Raw genomic sequence first — 14,887 nt, 5'->3', positions numbered from 1 at the left:
GAAAGGGCGGCCCCTCACCGGGGGCCGCCCTTTTGCTTGCGCGCCTTACTCTCCGGCGGCCTGGACGAGGTCGATCTCGACGACGATGTTGCCGCGGGTGGCGTTGGAGTACGGGCAGACCTGGTGGGCCTTCTCGACCAGGGCCCGCGCGGTCTCGCGGGGGGCGCCGGGGGTGGAGACCTCCAGGATGGCGTTGAGGCCGAAGCCCTCGCCCTCCTTGCCGATGCCGACGCTGGCCTCCACAGAGGACGCGCCGAGGTCGACCTTGGCGGCGCGGGCGACCGCCTGGAGCGCGGAGTGGAAGCAGGCCGCGTACCCGGCGGCGAACAGCTGCTCGGGGTTCGTCAGCCCGCCGGGGCCGCCGAGCTCCTTCTGGATGGCGAGGTCGAGGTCGATGAGGCCGTCGTCGGTGGCGACGTGGCCGTTGCGGCCCTCGCCGGAGGAGACGGCGTGCGCGACGTAGAGCGGTTCCATGTGGTTTCCCCTTTACTCGGAGGTGTTGTTCTCGGAGGCGGATTCGCGGTCGCCGACGGATGCGGTGAACTCGTTGAGCCGGTCGCGCAGGGCGATCAGCTCGTCGTAGGACATGCCGGAGGCGGTGCCGACGACCTGGGTGATCTCGCAGCCCCGGGTTTCGAGGGCCGCGCCGGAGTCGGTGAGGTGGACGGTGACGCGGCGCTCGTCGTCGGATTCGCGGCGGCGCTCGACGAACCCGGCGGCCTCCAGGCGCTTGAGGAGCGGCGAGACGGTGCCGGAGTCGAGCTGGAGCTCGTTGCCGATGTCGCTGACGGTGCGGCCGTCGGTCTCCCACAGCAGCATGAGGACCAGGAACTGCGGGTAGGTGAGTCCGAGCCGGTCCAGCATGGGCCGGTAGAGCCCGATGACGGCCCGGGAGGCGGCGTACATGGCGAAGCACGCCTGCTCGCTGAGTCTCGGTGTCGCGTCCATGAGAAGAAAGATAGCGCGCAACTAAGTTGCGCACAACTTAATTAATTGTGATCTGCCAGCCAGACGGAACGGAGCCGCTATTCGCCCAGCAGCGTTGCGGCGGCGACGGCTTTGAAGGCGGCCTCCGGGTTGTCGGCCACCCCCTGCGGGAAGTTCCCGGCGATGAGCAGCTCTGCGAAGCCGTGCGCGAGGGACCAGGCGCCCAGTGCGCGCACGTTGAAGACGGCTTCGGGGTCGGCGCCGGTGCCGCGGTGGAGGGCGGCGCGCGAGCGGGCTTCGGCGCGGTTGAGGTCGGGGTCGTCGGTGTGGAGCAGCTCGGGCCGGAACATGACTTCGAAGTGGGCCTTGTGGTCGATGGCGAAGCGGACGTAGGCGGCGCCGACGGCGGCGAAGTCGCCGGTGGCGTCCCAGGTGCGTTCGAGCGCGTCGGCGAAGCGGTCGAAGCCCTCGGCGGCGACGGCGGTGAGGAGCCCGGCCTTGTCGCCGAAGTGGTGGGCGGGTGCGGCGTGGGAGACGCCGGCGCGCTTGGCGACGGCGCGCAGGCTCAGGGCGCTCGGCCCGGCCTCGGCGACGGCCTCGACGGCGGCGTCGATGAGGGCGCGGCGGAGGTCCCCGTGGTGGTAGCGGTCGGTCACGGGAACCACTGTACCGCGGATCTTGACAGTGTCAAACGACACTGGCCATTGTCAAGATTCGAACTTGACAGTGTCAAGACAGCTGGGTACCTTCAGATGCAGCACCGCCACGAGATTGGAAGCCCCTGATGTTCGACTCCGCCTTCGCCCTCAGCGACGCCTCCCGGCTCCTCGCCGGGATCGTCCTCCTCACTGTCGTCACCATCGAGTTCGGCGGCACCTTCCTGGTCCGGATCGCCAGCGGCAAGGTGCCCTTCACCGAGTTCCAGAAGTCCTTCTCCCGCGCCGGGCACGCCCACGCGGGCGTCCTGGTCATCTTCAGCCTCATCGGCCTCGTCCTCGCCGACGCCACGGGCCTCGACGGCGCGTGGGGCTGGATCGCCCGCGCCGGGATCCCCGCCGCCGCGATCCTCATGTCCGGCGGGTTCTTCGCCGCGATGGCCGGGAAGGGCCGCACCGAGCCCAACAAGGCGATCGCCCTCCTCTACGCGGGCGCGGCGAGCCTCGCCGCCGGGACCCTGACCCTCGGGATCGGGCTCCTGACCGCGTAGGACCCGGCCCGGCGCCGCCCCCGGGCCGTCCCAGTGCACATCGCGAGGTCGCGCCGCAGCCGCGCGGCGCGGCCCCGCCTAGAATCGGTTCTCGTGAAACTCAGCATCGGTATCGTCGGCCTGCCCAACGTCGGCAAGAGCACGCTGTTCAACGCGCTGACCCGCTCGGACATCCTCGCGGCGAACTACCCGTTCGCGACGATCGAGCCGAACGTCGGCGTCGTCGCCGTCCCCGACGACCGGCTGCCGAAGCTGGCCGAGATCTACTCCTCGGAGAAGATCCTCCCGGCCACCGTCACGTTCGTCGACATCGCAGGCCTGGTCAAGGGCGCCTCCGAGGGCGCGGGCAAGGGCAACCAGTTCCTGTCGAACATCCGCGAGACCTCCGCCATCGCGCAGGTCGTGCGCGTCTTCGAGGACGGGAACGTCACCCACGTCGACGGCAAGGTCTCCCCCGTCGACGACATCGAGACGATCAACACCGAGCTGATCCTCGCCGACCTCCAGACCATCGAGAACGCCCTCAAGCGCCTGGAGCGCGAGGCGCGCATGAACAAGGACGCCAAGCCGAAGCTGGAGGCCGTGCAGGCCGCGCAGGCCGTCCTCGACTCCGGTCGCACCGTCTTCGCCGCGGGCCTCGACACCGAGCTGCTCTACGACCTGCACCTGCTCACCGCGAAGCCGTTCATCTACGTGTTCAACGTCGACGAGGACCAGGTCGCCGACGAGGAGCTGGCCGCGAAGCTCCGCGCGCTCGTCGCCCCCGCGCAGGCGGTCATCCTCGACGCGAAGTTCGAGTCCGAGCTCATCGACCTCGACGAGGCCGAGGCCCTGGAGCTCCTGGAGTCCACCGGCCAGACCGAGCCGGGCCTCGACCGCCTCGCGAGCGTCGGCTTCGCGACCCTCGGCCTCCAGACGTACCTCACGGCCGGGCCGAAGGAGACGCGCGCCTGGACGATCAAGCAGGGCGCGACCGCCCCCGAGGCCGCGGGCGAGATCCACACCGACTTCCAGCGCGGCTTCATCAAGGCCGAGATCGTGTCCTTCGACGACCTGGTCGAGGCCGGCACGATGCAGGCCGCCAAGTCCGCCGGGAAGGTCCGCATGGAGGGCAAGGACTACGTCATGGCCGACGGCGACGTCGTGGAGTTCCGCTTCAACGTCTAGCGCCTCGCCCGGTTCAGCCGAGCTCCTGTGCGAGCCCGATGAGGACGCCCTCGGGGCCGCGCAGGTAGCACAGCAGGTAGACGTCCTCGTAGCGGACCACCTCGCCGACCACGGCCCCGCCGAGCGGGCGCACGCGCTCGATCGTCGCCTCCAGGTCGTCCACGGCGAACATGACCCGCAGGTAGCCGAGGGCGTTCACGGGCGCGCGGCGGTGGTCCGCGGCGACGGCGGGTTCGAGGAAGCGCGAGAGTTCGAGGCGGCCGTGGCCGTCCGGGGTGCGCATCATCGCGATCTCGACGCGCTGGCCCGGCAGGCCGGTGACGCGCCCGGCCCATTCGCCCTCGACCATGCCCGTGCCTTCAGCTTCGAGCCCGAGCTCCTGGAAGAACGCGACCGCCGCGGCGAGGTCCTCGACGACGATGCCGACGTTGTCCATCCTCACGATCATGGCGCCAGCCTATCGACGCCGCGCACGGCCGGGGCCCCGCCCGGATTTGCGGCGGGCGGCGATACTCGGGGACCGGGCGGGGCCGTCGGCCCCGCGTCGAGCGCCGCCGGGGCAGGACCCGGCGCGGAAAGGCAGGCGGCATGAGCGATCCGACCCCCGGGAGCCGGTGGCACGTCACCGCTGACGGCACGGTCGTCAAGTCCTACCGAAGGCCCGGGACCACTCCGATCCGCGGCGCGAGGCGCCGCAGGGCCTGCAGTACCTGCGCTACGCCACCGCGCGGCCGGTGGCCCTCGCGGACCTCCAGGCGATGGACGAGCGCATCGCGCGGTCCATGGCCGCCTTCGGGCGGCTCACCATGGCGACGCTCGTCGTCGGGGTGCTCGGGATCGCCGGGATGCTGGCCGGGTGGATCGTGCTCCCGCTGCTCGGCGCCGACGACGCGGCGGGCACGGTGTTCTTCGTGTCGGTCCCGCTCCTGGCGGTCGGGGTCCTGGCCCTGGTGATCGTGCCGGGCGCGATGCGCGGCAGTGCGAACCGGGCCGGAGCGGCCGCCGGCCTGGCGCCGTCCCCGGCTCAAGTCGTGAAGGAGCCGGAGGCACGGGCGCTCATCGAGGCGCCGGGGACCGTCTCGGGTCCGGCCGCGCTGTAAGCGGCGCAAGCGAAAAGCCCGCACAGGATGCGGGCCTTCGCGGTGTTCGGCGGATCGCCGGGAGGTGGGGTTCCCGGCGGTCCGCCTTGTCATCGCCGCCCGTGAACAGATTCGTCCGTGGACGGGCTATTCGCCGCGCCTGAGCCAGCGGAAGCGGCCCTTGGAGAGGTGGGTCTCCTCGGCCGCGAGGTCCCCGGCGATGGTGATGTACGCGGTCTCGACGCGTCCGGCGAAGGTCACGTCGGTGAGGCTGAACCCGCCCTCGCGGGCGAGCACGATGAGCGTGGCCTCGTCGGTCCGCCGCACGTCCGGGCGGACGCCGAGCGTGTCGGCGAAGATCTTGATCTGCTCCGCGAGCTCGGCGTGCTGGGAGTCGTCGAGCGGCAGCGACCGCGAGAGGCGGCCGTCGTCCGCTACCCAACCGTTGAGCTCCCTCAGTGCATCCAGCAGCACGTTGTCGTCTTGCTCCGTTCTCCCCATGGCACCGTCGCCATCCGTCGTCGCCGTTCCGAAGTGCCGCGTCCAGCAGAGCTGTGCCCGGCCATTGCAGGGCCGCGACCGATCAGTAAGGTTGGTCTGACAGGGATCCGACAGTCACGAGGGGCGTTCGTGTCTGAATTGTCGCCGGATCTTTATCATTTCAAAACCGAGTCTTCCGCGTTGTTCAGCTTCTGTCCAGACCGGCAAACGGGATTAAACGGTCATTGCGGAAATTCAGGGACAGTTCTTGTCTGGTTCTGTGCCGACGGACACGATTCCTGACCACCCGGCCCATGCGATATCAACCGAACGTATGAGCAACAGGATGCTCACTGGTCATCACGCATCGTCATCGTTCGCACGAAAGATAACGAAACGCCTTCAGCCCGGCAACGGACCCATCGGCCGCCTTCTGCCCCACCGGCCTAGACTCCTGCCGGTGAGCGAAGCAAGCACACCCGGCAGCGTCCCCCGCATCGTCGTCGGCGCCGCGATCCGCGACGGCCGCGCGATCCTCGCCGCCGCCCGCGCCTACCCGCCCGCACTGGCCGGGCTCTGGGAGTTCCCCGGCGGCAAGCTCGAACCCGGCGAGACCGAGGCCGAGGCGCTGCGCCGCGAATGCCGCGAGGAGCTCGGCGTCGACATCACCGTCGGCGAGCGCGTCACCGGCGACCTCTCCACCGGCGACGGCCGGCACCTGCTGCGCGTCTACTACGCCGCACTCGCGGGCGGCGAGCCGCACGCGAAGGAGCACGCCGAACTGCGCTGGCTCCGGCCCGAGGAGCTCGACTCGGTCCCGTGGCTGCCGGGCAACCGCCCAGCGGTGGACGCGATCCGGGAGGCCTTGGGCGCCGAGGATTCGGGGCCGCGCCCTTAGCGGTCCACCTCAGAAAAAGGTCCGGACGGCGTCGACCACGGTGCCGGTCTCCTCATCCACGACAGGGATGAGACGCCACTTGTCGAAGCTGGTGCACGGGTGGGAGAGGCCGAGGCGCACGGTGTCGCCGACGGCGAGGCCGTCGACCGCGCCGGTGAGGAACAGGTGCTGGTCGCTGATCTGCGGGCACTCGGTGTCCTTCAGCCCCAGGGGGATCGGCAGGTCCTGGTCGTAGGGGAAGTCGCGGCGGCCGCCGTCGAGGATCGCCAGTCCCGGTTCGGGCCTTGCGATCACGCGGGAGCGCCCTTCGAGCGCCGGGCGCAGCTCCGGGCCGTCGCCGCCGCGCGCGGTCGGGGTCATGCGCGCGTAGAAGCCGTGGTCGTGGACGAGGTAGGAGCCCGAGCGCAGGAGGACCTCGGCCCGGTCGGCGAGCGGCCCGAGGATCGCGGCGACGCGGTCGAAGTAGGCGCTGCCGCCCGCGCTGACGACGGGCCGGTCGGTCTCGAAGTCCAACGCCTCGAAGAGGGTCGCGAGGTCGCCGAGGTAGTCGTCGACGGCGGCGATCGACGCCGCGTCGGTCCCGCCGGTCACCGACCCCTCGTATCCGGCCACCCCGGCGAGCCGCAGATGCGGCGCGGCCTCGATCTGCGCGGCGACTTCAAGCGCCTCCTTGACGCTCCGCGCCCCGGCCCGGCCGCCGGGGTTCCCGAGTTCGACGTACACGTCCAACGGCGCGGCCCAGCCCCCGGCACCCCTGACGAAGGTCAGGGCCGAATCGGAAAAAAGTCCGATGGCAGTGCCTTCACCTGCCCATACGCTTAGTCGTACAAGCTCGGCCGGATCGGCGATCTGGTTGGCGATGACGATGCGGGGCACGCCGAAGTGGCGGGCCACCCCGGCCTGAAAGGAGGTAGCGACCGTAATCGCGGCAGCCCCGGCATCCAGCTGGCGGCGCCACAACTGCGGAGCCATGGTGGCCTTCCCATGAGGGGCGAGCGCAAGCCCCCGGTCGGCACACCACGCGGCCATGGCCCGCAGATTGTGCTCCAGAGCCTGGTCCGATATCGATACGAGGGGGGTGGGGAGGGAGGGGGAGGGGGGCCCCGAAGCGAGCCACTCCGCGACCGTGAGCCCGTGAGCCGCAGCCGGAATGCCCTTGTACCGCCAATCGAGCACCTCGTCGCGGAGAGCGTCGAGGCGGGCCGTGTCCATCATGCGCGGGTCTCCTCGGGTCGGAACCGGGCCGAGTGCGGTCGAACCGCGCTCGGCTGAGCTGGCGAGCCGGGCCGCGGCCGACCGGGCCTTCGGCCCGGCCGGGGGGCGATTGTGGCGCCGTCGGCTGGGCCATTGCTTACTGGAAGGTATCTTCACTATATGACCGAGAAGATCGCGATCCACACCGATGCCGCTCCCGCCCCCGCGCATGCCTTCCCCCAGGGGGTGCGCAAGGGCCCGCTGCTCACCGTCTCCGGGCAGGGGCCGGTCGATCCGGCCACCGGCAAGTACCTCTTCCCCGGTGACGTGAAGGCGCAGACCCGGCGGACGCTGGAGAATGTGGCGGCGATCGTCGAGGCGGGCGGCGCGTCGATGGGCGATGTGATGATGCTTCGGGTGTATCTCGCCGACCGCGCCGACTTCGCCGCGATGAACGAGGTCTACGAGGCGTTCCTCGACGAGAAGATCGGCGGCGCCGCGCCGTTCCCGTGCCGCACGACGGTCATCTGCACGCTCCCGAGGGCCGAGATGCTGGTGGAGGTCGACGCGCTGGCCTGCGTAGACTAGGCCGACTTTTTCGCCGACGGGGAGGGCGCGCAGTGACCACAGGAGACTTCGTGATCCGCGGCGCCGCCGTCGCGGACGGGACCGGCGCGCCCCTGTACCGGGCCGACGTGGCCGTCCGCGGGGGCCGGATCGCCGGGATCGGCGAGCGGCTCGACGGGGGGAACGCGATCGACGCGGGCGGGCTCGTGCTCGCGCCCGGGTTCATCGACATGCACGCCCACTCCGAGCTCGCGGTCCTCGCCGACCACGACCACCTCGCCAAGCTCGGCCAGGGCGTCACCCTCGAAGTGCTCGGCCAGGACGGCCTCTCCTACGCCCCCGTCGACGAAGCCACCGCGCCGCAGATGCGCGAGGCCATCGCCGCATGGAACGGCCCCCTCGACGTCGAGTACGACTGGCGCACCGTCGGCGAGTACCTCGACCGCCTCGACCGGGGCATCGACGGCCGCGGCATCCCCGTCAACGCCGCCTACCTGGTCCCCCACGGCACGGTCCGGATGCTCGCGATGGGCTGGGACGACCGCCCGCCCACGGGCGCCGAGCTCGCCGCCATGAGAGCCCAAGTGGCCCAAGGCATGGAAGAGGGCGCGTTCGGGCTCTCCGCAGGGCTCAGCTACACGCCGGGGATGTACGCCGCCACGGCCGAGCTCGTCGAACTGTGCGCAGTGGTCGCCCGGTACGGCGGCTACTTCGGCCCCCACCAGCGCAGCTACGGCGCGGGCGCGATGGAGGGCTACGCGGAGATGATCCAGATCGCGCGCGAGGCCGGTTGCGCCCTGCACCTCGCGCACGCCACCTTGAACTACGAGGTCAACGCGGGCCGCGCCGCCGAACTCCTGAAGCTCGTCGACGAGGCGCTCGACGAGGGCGTGCCCGTCAGCCTCGACACCTACCCGTACCTGCCGGGCATGACGATGCTCGCGGCCCTCCTGCCGAGCTGGTCGCTCGCCGGAGGCTATGGGGCGCTTCGGGAACGGCTCGGCAGCCCCGAGACGCGGGCCCGGATCGTCCACGAGCTCGACGTCACGGGCACCGACGGTGCGAACGGCGTGCCCGGCCACTGGGACCGGTACGAGATCGCGGGCGTCGCGAATCCCGAGCTGCGCGGCTACGTCGGCCGGTCCGTTGCCGAGGCCGCGGGCGCGCAGCGGCCTGCCGAGTTCTTCCTGGACCTGCTGGTGCGCGACGACTTCGGGACCGGGTGCCTCATGCACGTCGGCAACGAGGAGAACGTGCGCGCGATCATGCGGCACGGGGTCCATACGGGATCGTCCGACGGCGTGCTCGCCGGGGACAAGATCCATCCCCGCGCCTGGGGCTCATTCGCCCGCTATCTCGGCCACTACACGCGCGAGCTCGGCCTGTTCACCGTCGAGGAATGCGTGGCCCACCTGACCGGCCGCCCCGCCGCGGTCCTCGGACTCCCCGACCGCGGCCTCGTCAAGGAGGGCTTCGCGGCCGACCTCGTGCTGTTCGATCCCGCCACTGTGGACGCGCGATCGACGTTCGCCGAGCCCCGTCGGCAGGCCGCGGGCATCCCGTACGTCTTCGTCAACGGCGCCTTGGCGATCGACAACGGCGACCGGACCGACGCCCTTGCGGGCGGGTCGGTTCGCCGTCCTGGGTGGCGTGCCTGATCCCGTCAGCGGCAGCCGAGTTCGGTGAAGGTCAGTTCCGCTCGGCGGTCGAGGTCCGCTGCGGTCTCCTCCTCGCCCAGGCCGCGGTGCGACTCGGCGAGTGCGGCGAGGGTGCGGGCGTGCCAGAGCGGCGCGGGCATCTCGGCGAATTCGGCGCGGGCGCGGCGGCCGTGGTCGGCGGCCATGCCGAAATCGCCGATGCCGTTGCGGAGCTTGCAGATCAGGTGGTCGCGCCGAGTACTGCGCACATAAGCGAGCTGCCTGCGCTCGGTCCGCCCGAGGCGGAGGAGGTCAAGGGCGGCGTGCGGACGTCCGGCGTCGCCGAGGAGGTCGGCGAGGACGTTCTGCGCGGACCAGGCGGTCGGGTGCCGACCGGACTCGCGCGCCATGTCGAGCGCCAAGGTCGCCTCGCGGATGCCGTCCTCGTATCGGCCGCGGAGCCGGTGCAGCTCGCCGCCCCACAGCAGCGCCATGATGCGGAACCGCTCGGACCCGGCCGCGTCGGCCGCCGCGGCGACCTCCGCGATGCGGGCGGCTGCGGCATCGAGGCGGCCGGTGTCGAGGCAGAGGATCGCCAGACCGGTGCGCGATTCCATCGCGGCGGCGGCGTCGCCGAGCTCGTCCGCCAGGGCGATGGCGCGATCGAAGGCGTGTTCGGACTCGGTGAACCGGGCCCGGTACCAGTGCGTCACACCGAGGTTCGCGAGATGGCCGAGCGCCTGCTGCGGTTGCCCGGCCGCTTCGGCGGCGGCCAGGGCCTCGCGCAGGAGCGGCTCCGCCTCGTCGAGTCGGCCGAGGATGCCGAGGGTCGCGCCGAGGCTGCCGCGGGCGCGGCCCTCCGCGTCGCCGTCGCGGAGCGAGGCGACTTCGGCGGCCGCGCGGCGGGCGAAGTCGGCGCCGGAGTGCGGATTCCCTGCCATGCAGTGGAGATGCGAGAGCGCGACGGCGATCCGGTACCGGTCGTCGGCGTCGCCGTGCCGGGCGGCCTCGCGGTCCGCTGACTCGACCAGGGCGAGGATTTCGGCGACGTCCTGTCCGAGCGTCGTGAACCGGGCGAGGACCGGCGCGAGCCGCAGGGCGGGACGGTGCGCCCGCCACGCCCGGAAGACGCGCTCGACCTCAGGGTAGTCCTCGGACGCGAGGTCGTACTGGTGCGCGGCGTACCAGTCGCAGGCGCCGTCCATGATCGCGTCCTGCTGCGCCGCAGTCAGTTCCGCAGTGGAGCGCCGCCGCAGGTACTCGGCGACGAGGTCGTGGAACCGGAGGCGGCCCGAGCGCGGGGATTCGAGGAGGTGGACCGTCTCCAGTCGGCGGAGCGTCCGCTCTACCTCAGCAGGCGGCAGGCCCGTCACCGCCGCCGCGAGGCCGGGGCGGACCCCGCCGCCGGGCACGAAACCCAAGCGCAGCAGCGCATCCCGTGACGAAGCGTCGAGCGCGCGCAGCGAGTTGTCGAACACGGCCGTGACCGCCGCATCCGGGTCGCCGTCGATCGCCAGCGCGTCGAGGCGGTCCGCGCCCGCGAGTTCGGCGGCGAACCCGGCGAGGTCGTGCCGGGTCTGGGCGGTGAAGTTGGCGGCGGCGATGCGCAGCGCCAGCGGGAGGCCGCCGCACAGGTCGGCGAGGCGGCGGACGGCTTCCGTTGCGGCGGTGAGGGTTTCGGGGCCGAGGGTCGCGGCGAGGAGGTCCAGGCTCGCGCCCGTGTCGAGCCGTTCGAGGGGGACGGGCCGGGCGTCGTCGAGGGCTTCGAGGCCGGTGAGCCGGTTGCGGCTGGTGACGATAGTGCGGCTGCCGGGGGTGCGCGGGAGGAGGGGCCGGATCTGTGCGGCGTCGCGGGCGTTGTCCAGGACGACGATGACCTGCCTGCCGGAGAGGAGGCGGCGGTAGGTGCTGACGGCGTCGTCGAGGTCGTCGGGGTCGGCGGCGTCGGTCTGGCCGAGGGCCTTGAGGAACTGGGCGAGCGCCTGCCGGGGCGGGAGCGGTTCGCCCGCGTCGAAGCCGTGGAGGTCGATGTAGAGCTGCCCGTCGGGGTACCGGTCGCGGTGCCGGTCGGCCCAGGTGAGGGCGAGTGCGGTCTTGCCGACGCCGCCGGGTCCGGAGAGGGTCGCGAGGTTGCCGAGTTGGAGGGCCTTGTCGAGGTCGGCGAGGGCGTCGTCGCGTCCGGCGAGTGCGGCGGGCGGTGCGGGGAGGAGTTCGGGCGCGGTCGGGATCGGAGCGGGCGGCGCCGGGGTGTCGTCGGCGCGGAGGATCGCGGTGTGGACGGCCTGGAGGCGGGCGTCGGGGTCGAGGCCGAGGTCGTCGGCGAGTGCGGTGCGGACCTGCCGGTAGACCTGGAGCGCTTCGGGGGTGCGGCCGGTGGCGTGGAGTGCGCGCATGAGCTGTGCGGCGGTGCGCTGGCGGAGGGGGTCGGCGTCGAGGAGTTCGCGCAGTTCCGCGACGGGGGGCGGGTCGCCGAGTGCGAGTTCGAGGTCGATGCGCTGTTCGACGGCGTCGAGCCGGGCGGCTTCGAGGCGCCGCGCGCCGGATTCGAAGAGGGGTCCGGTGAGGCCCGCGAGGGCGGGTCCGCGCCAGAGGTCGAGGCCGTCGCGCAGGTGCTGGAGGGCGGCGGCGTGGTCGCCGGTGTCGTTGCGGGCCTTGGCGTCGCGGAGGGCGCGGTGGAAGTCGTCGGCGTCGAGGGCGGCGTCGCGGAGGGCGGCGCGGTAGCCGTCCCCGGCGGGGGTGATCGCGTCGGCGCCGAGGGCCCGGCGCAGGAGCGCGGCCTTGTTCTGCACTTGGCGGCGGGCGGTCGCGGGCGGGTCGTCGGCCCACAGGCCCGCGATGAGGCGGTGCATGGGGACGGCCCGGTCGGGTTCGAGGAGGAGGATCGCGAGGAGCCGGATCGGGACGAGGCCCGGCAGCGGGACGGCGCGGCCGTCCCGCAGGACCTCGGGCGGCCCGAGGATCCGGTACTGGAGCATCCCGTCATCTCCGTGGTGCGCCGTCGGCGGAAGCGAACGCCCTCCAGCATAGGCAGCCGCGTCCCGCTCCGCGTGCCCCTGGATGCGGATCGGATGCCGTTCGGGTGCAAGGGGGGCGCACGGTGGGCGGATCAGTCTCGATCCGAAGCCTCTCGGGGCGGAGCGGAGGAGGCGATGTTCAAGAAGCCAGCGCCGCACGGCGACCAGCACGGATGATTCGAGGACGATACCGGTGACCGACCCTTCCCAGCCGCAGCCGGAACCGCCTGGGCCGCGATGGCATCCGCAACCGCCTCGGCAGTACCCGCCGCCTCCCGGCTACGGCTACGGGCTGCCGCCGGGGCCGCCGCGGATGCCGGGGGTGACGCTGACGGCCGTAATCCTGCTCTGGGTCGGGTTCGCCACGGGGATCTGCAATGCGGCCGTGGCGCTGGGGTCGTTCGGGATCATCAGGTTCGCGCTCGGCACGGAACTCGCCGAGCTGGGGGTGGTCGACCTCGTCGCCGCGGGCGCCGGGGTCGTGTTGAACCTGGCGTTCCTGGTGCTGCGGCCCGTGTTCGCGGTCCTGATCGGGCGCCGCAGTGCTTCGGCGCGGAAGGGCGCGGTGATCGCGGAGTACGTGTACTTCGGGGTGAGCGCCGTGCTGCTGTTCTGGTCGATGCAGTCGCAGTTCGACGCCTCGGGCGAGTCGATGCACGTCTCGCTCGACTGCACGGGGGTGATCGCGCCGATCCTCATCATCGCGTTCCTGGAGGCGTCGCGGTCGAAGTGGTGGTGCTCGCGGCGGGGCGGCGGACCGGTGTCTTGACCGGTTCGGTCCGCCGCCCCGGCGGTGGCCGGCGCCTGGCCGAGGCTCCAGACGCCGGACGGTTCTTTGAGTCCGTACGTCGAGAAGCCCTGGACGAAGAAGCGCTGGAAGAACAGGAACATCAGCAGGACCGGGAGGATGAACATGGTGCTGCCGGCGGCCAGGAGGTTCTGGAGATCATGGACTATCTGGTGGACCCCTCGGTGTTCGCATTCGACGAAGGCTACGTCGCACGTCCGACAACGCCGGGTCTCGGCATCGAGGTCGACGAGGCGGCGGTCCGCAAGGCGGCCGAGCAGGGGCATCGCTGGCGCAACCAGGTGTGGCGCCTGAAGGACGGCACGTTCGCCGAGTGGTAGCGGCCCGAAGGAGCAGGGCCCCGGCGCATCGCGTTGGGGCCCTTCCCTATGCGGTCGTCGGGAGCGCCGCGGTCGCGATCACCTCGTCGAGGATCGCGCGGGTGCGGTGGAGGTCGGCGATCGTGCGGTCGATGCGGTCGCGCTCGGCCATGAGCTCGCGGGCGAGGCTCTCGGTGGTCATCTCGTTCGGGCCGCCGTCCTCGTCGTGGATGCACGGCAGCACGGAGGCGACGGTGGCCGAGTCGAGGCCGGCCGCGAACAGCACCTGGATGCGGATGACCCGGTCGACGGCCTTCTCCGCGTACTCGCGATGGCCTCCCGGGGTGCGCTCGGAGGCGAGCAGTCCGCGCTCCTCGTAGTAGCGCAGGGACCTGACGCTCACGCCGGTCCGCTTCGCGAGCTCACCGATTCGCATGGCGTGCCTCACAATCCCTTGAACCTCACATCAGTGTCAGGTTCTACCGTACCCTCATGACGAACGAAACGACCGCCCGGCGCCTTTTCGAGCCCGTGAAGCTCGGGGCCCTGGAGCTCCCCAACCGCATGGTCATGGCCCCGATGACGCGCAACCGCGCCACCTTCGAGGGCGTCCCGCTGCCGCTCATGGCCGAGTACTACGGCCAGCGCGCCACCGCGGGCCTCATCGTCGGCGAGGCGTCGACGCCGAGCCCGTTCGGGTTCACCTACCCCGAGATCGCCGGGCTGTACGGCGACGACCAGGTCGAGGGCTGGCGGGCCGTCGCCGACGCGGTGCATGCGGGCGGCGGGCGGCTGTTCCTCCAGATCGAGCACGGCGGCCGGATCGGCCACCCGGACAACAACCCGGGGGGCCACCTGCCGCAGGCACCGTCGGCGGTGCGGCTGCCGGGCGGGATCCACACGCCCACAGGGCATCAGGAGGCGCCGGTCCCCGTGGAGATGACGGCGGCGGACCTGGAGCGGACGCGCGGCGAGTTCGTCGCGGCGGCGCGGAACGCGCTGCGGGCGGGCGCGGACGGCGTGGAGGTCCATGCGGCGAACGGGTACCTGCTCAACCAGTTCCTGTCGTCGAGCACGAACCTGCGGACCGACGGGTACGGCGGTTCGGCGGCGAACAAGATCCGGTTCGTCGTGGAGGTCGTGGAGGCGGTGGTCGCGGAGGTCGGCGCGGAGCGGACGGGGCTGCGGATCTCGCCGTGGAACACGGGCAACGGGATCGACGTGTCGGACAGCGGCGAGGTGTTCCCGGCGCTGCTGGACGCGGTGTCGCACTTGGGTCTCGCGTACCTCCACATCGCGCGGGCGCTGCCGGGCGAGGCGCTGTTCGGGGAGCTGCGCGAGCAGTGGACGGGCCTGCTGGTGGCGAACCCTGAACTGGGCGAGGAGCTGCCGATCCCGGCGGACGGCGGCCTGTCGAAGGGCGTGGAGCTGCTGGAGGCGGGCGCTGACCTGATCGCGTTCGGGCGGGCGTTCCTGGCGAACCCGGACCTGGTGGAGCGGTATCGCATCGGCGCGGCGCTGAACCCGGTGCGCGAGGACGTGTCGATGTACGGGCGAGGCCCGGAGGCGCTCACGGACTACCCGTTCCTGGCATAGGGGAAGGGGCTCCC

At 71.9% G+C, this 14,887-nt stretch carries 16 protein-coding genes and 1 pseudogene; 9 read left to right on the top strand and 8 right to left on the bottom strand.

The features are described 5' to 3' along the window. Nucleotides 1-45: 45 nt before the first annotated feature. The 3 genes from B0I28_RS22730 to B0I28_RS22720 form a co-directional block, all read right to left on the bottom strand. A complete protein-coding gene (locus B0I28_RS22730) occupies nt 46-474 on the bottom strand; it encodes an organic hydroperoxide resistance protein (RefSeq protein ID WP_106366142.1) in 429 nt (142 codons plus the stop codon). 12 nt (nt 475-486) lie between these two features. Beyond that, nucleotides 487-948, bottom strand: coding sequence for a MarR family winged helix-turn-helix transcriptional regulator (locus B0I28_RS28370; RefSeq protein ID WP_106366141.1), 462 nt, complete (start codon nt 946-948; stop codon nt 487-489). A 77-nt stretch (nt 949-1,025) separates the two neighbouring features. Beyond that, entirely contained in the window at nt 1,026-1,583 is a 558-nt protein-coding gene (locus B0I28_RS22720; protein ID WP_106366140.1) for a TetR/AcrR family transcriptional regulator, read from the bottom strand. A gap of 128 nt (nt 1,584-1,711) precedes the next feature. Between B0I28_RS22720 and B0I28_RS22715 the strand changes: the two genes are divergently transcribed. Next, nucleotides 1,712-2,134 (top strand): hypothetical protein, encoded by a 423-nt coding sequence (locus tag B0I28_RS22715; protein ID WP_106366139.1) that lies wholly within the window; start codon nt 1,712-1,714, stop codon nt 2,132-2,134. A gap of 93 nt (nt 2,135-2,227) precedes the next feature. After that, entirely contained in the window at nt 2,228-3,301 is a 1,074-nt protein-coding gene (gene ychF / locus B0I28_RS22710) for a redox-regulated ATPase YchF (RefSeq protein WP_106366138.1), read from the top strand. Nucleotides 3,302-3,314: 13 nt separating this feature from the next. Here the strand turns inward: ychF and B0I28_RS22705 are convergent, their stop codons facing one another. Beyond that, nucleotides 3,315-3,749, bottom strand: coding sequence for a VOC family protein (locus tag B0I28_RS22705; RefSeq protein ID WP_106366137.1), 435 nt, complete (start codon nt 3,747-3,749; stop codon nt 3,315-3,317). Nucleotides 3,750-4,035: 286 nt separating this feature from the next. On the opposite strand from B0I28_RS22705, the gene B0I28_RS22700 reads away from it, so the two are divergent. Continuing rightward, nucleotides 4,036-4,401, top strand: coding sequence for a hypothetical protein (locus tag B0I28_RS22700; protein ID WP_106366136.1), 366 nt, complete (start codon nt 4,036-4,038; stop codon nt 4,399-4,401). Between the two features lie 126 nt (nt 4,402-4,527). Here B0I28_RS22700 and B0I28_RS22695 read toward each other — a convergent pair whose 3' ends face one another. Further along, nucleotides 4,528-4,881: a pterin dehydratase gene (locus B0I28_RS22695; RefSeq protein WP_181245913.1), complete on the bottom strand. Its 354-nt coding sequence runs from the start codon at nt 4,879-4,881 to the stop codon at nt 4,528-4,530. A gap of 433 nt (nt 4,882-5,314) precedes the next feature. Here B0I28_RS22695 and B0I28_RS22690 point away from each other — a divergent pair, with 433 nt between their 5' ends. After that, nucleotides 5,315-5,758 carry a (deoxy)nucleoside triphosphate pyrophosphohydrolase gene (locus B0I28_RS22690; RefSeq protein WP_425433452.1) on the top strand — a complete coding sequence of 148 codons (444 nt, stop codon included), beginning with the start codon at nt 5,315-5,317 and terminating at the stop codon, nt 5,756-5,758. A gap of 9 nt (nt 5,759-5,767) precedes the next feature. Here the strand turns inward: B0I28_RS22690 and B0I28_RS22685 are convergent, their stop codons facing one another. Continuing rightward, a complete protein-coding gene (locus B0I28_RS22685) occupies nt 5,768-6,970 on the bottom strand; it encodes an alanine racemase (RefSeq protein WP_281260951.1) in 1,203 nt (400 codons plus the stop codon). 162 nt (nt 6,971-7,132) lie between these two features. On the opposite strand from B0I28_RS22685, the gene B0I28_RS22680 reads away from it, so the two are divergent. Together B0I28_RS22680 and B0I28_RS22675 are read left to right on the top strand one after the other, a co-directional pair. Further along, complete coding sequence (locus B0I28_RS22680; protein ID WP_106366134.1) at nt 7,133-7,540, top strand: RidA family protein; 408 nt, start codon at nt 7,133-7,135, stop codon at nt 7,538-7,540. A gap of 32 nt (nt 7,541-7,572) precedes the next feature. Next, the gene (locus tag B0I28_RS22675) at nt 7,573-9,177 is read left to right on the top strand and encodes an N-acyl-D-amino-acid deacylase family protein (protein ID WP_106366133.1); all 1,605 of its coding nucleotides are present in this window, start codon (nt 7,573-7,575) and stop codon (nt 9,175-9,177) included. A 5-nt stretch (nt 9,178-9,182) separates the two neighbouring features. Here the strand turns inward: B0I28_RS22675 and B0I28_RS22670 are convergent, their stop codons facing one another. Further along, nucleotides 9,183-12,131 (bottom strand): AfsR/SARP family transcriptional regulator, encoded by a 2,949-nt coding sequence (locus tag B0I28_RS22670; RefSeq protein ID WP_106366132.1) that lies wholly within the window; start codon nt 12,129-12,131, stop codon nt 9,183-9,185. A gap of 361 nt (nt 12,132-12,492) precedes the next feature. On the opposite strand from B0I28_RS22670, the gene B0I28_RS22665 reads away from it, so the two are divergent. Beyond that, entirely contained in the window at nt 12,493-12,939 is a 447-nt protein-coding gene (locus B0I28_RS22665; RefSeq protein ID WP_106366131.1) for a hypothetical protein, read from the top strand. Nucleotides 12,940-13,112: 173 nt separating this feature from the next. Then, nucleotides 13,113-13,298, top strand: a pseudogene (locus B0I28_RS28560) (galactonate dehydratase); the annotation flags it as partial. Between the two features lie 46 nt (nt 13,299-13,344). Here B0I28_RS28560 and B0I28_RS22655 read toward each other — a convergent pair. After that, the gene (locus B0I28_RS22655) at nt 13,345-13,713 is read right to left on the bottom strand and encodes a MerR family transcriptional regulator (RefSeq protein WP_106366130.1); all 369 of its coding nucleotides are present in this window, start codon (nt 13,711-13,713) and stop codon (nt 13,345-13,347) included. A gap of 56 nt (nt 13,714-13,769) precedes the next feature. Here B0I28_RS22655 and B0I28_RS22650 point away from each other — a divergent pair, with 56 nt between their 5' ends. Further along, nucleotides 13,770-14,873 carry an alkene reductase gene (locus B0I28_RS22650; protein WP_106366129.1) on the top strand — a complete coding sequence of 368 codons (1,104 nt, stop codon included), beginning with the start codon at nt 13,770-13,772 and terminating at the stop codon, nt 14,871-14,873. The last annotated feature ends 14 nt before the right edge of the window (nt 14,874-14,887 follow it).

The sequence above is a fragment of the Glycomyces artemisiae genome, from assembly GCF_003002955.1.
Classification (GTDB): domain Bacteria; phylum Actinomycetota; class Actinomycetes; order Mycobacteriales; family Micromonosporaceae; genus Glycomyces; species Glycomyces artemisiae.
Note: the sequence above shows the minus strand (reverse complement) of the source record. Positions and strands in the feature narration are given on the sequence as shown.

What these genes read in the sequence shown, in the direction of transcription:
- B0I28_RS22730 (WP_106366142.1), bottom strand. Translation starts at nt 474, where the DNA reads ATGGAACCGCTCTACGTCGCGCACGCCGTCTCCTCCGGCGAGGGCCGC.
- B0I28_RS28370 (WP_106366141.1), bottom strand. Translation starts at nt 948, where the DNA reads ATGGACGCGACACCGAGACTCAGCGAGCAGGCGTGCTTCGCCATGTAC.
- B0I28_RS22715 (WP_106366139.1), top strand. Translation starts at nt 1,712, where the DNA reads ATGTTCGACTCCGCCTTCGCCCTCAGCGACGCCTCCCGGCTCCTCGCC.
- B0I28_RS22705 (WP_106366137.1), bottom strand. Translation starts at nt 3,749, where the DNA reads ATGATCGTGAGGATGGACAACGTCGGCATCGTCGTCGAGGACCTCGCC.
- B0I28_RS22695 (WP_181245913.1), bottom strand. Translation starts at nt 4,881, where the DNA reads ATGGGGAGAACGGAGCAAGACGACAACGTGCTGCTGGATGCACTGAGG.
- B0I28_RS22685 (WP_281260951.1), bottom strand. Translation starts at nt 6,970, where the DNA reads ATGGACACGGCCCGCCTCGACGCTCTCCGCGACGAGGTGCTCGATTGG.
- B0I28_RS22680 (WP_106366134.1), top strand. Translation starts at nt 7,133, where the DNA reads ATGACCGAGAAGATCGCGATCCACACCGATGCCGCTCCCGCCCCCGCG.
- B0I28_RS22670 (WP_106366132.1), bottom strand. Translation starts at nt 12,131, where the DNA reads ATGCTCCAGTACCGGATCCTCGGGCCGCCCGAGGTCCTGCGGGACGGC.
- B0I28_RS22655 (WP_106366130.1), bottom strand. Translation starts at nt 13,713, where the DNA reads ATGCGAATCGGTGAGCTCGCGAAGCGGACCGGCGTGAGCGTCAGGTCC.
- B0I28_RS22650 (WP_106366129.1), top strand. Translation starts at nt 13,770, where the DNA reads ATGACGAACGAAACGACCGCCCGGCGCCTTTTCGAGCCCGTGAAGCTC.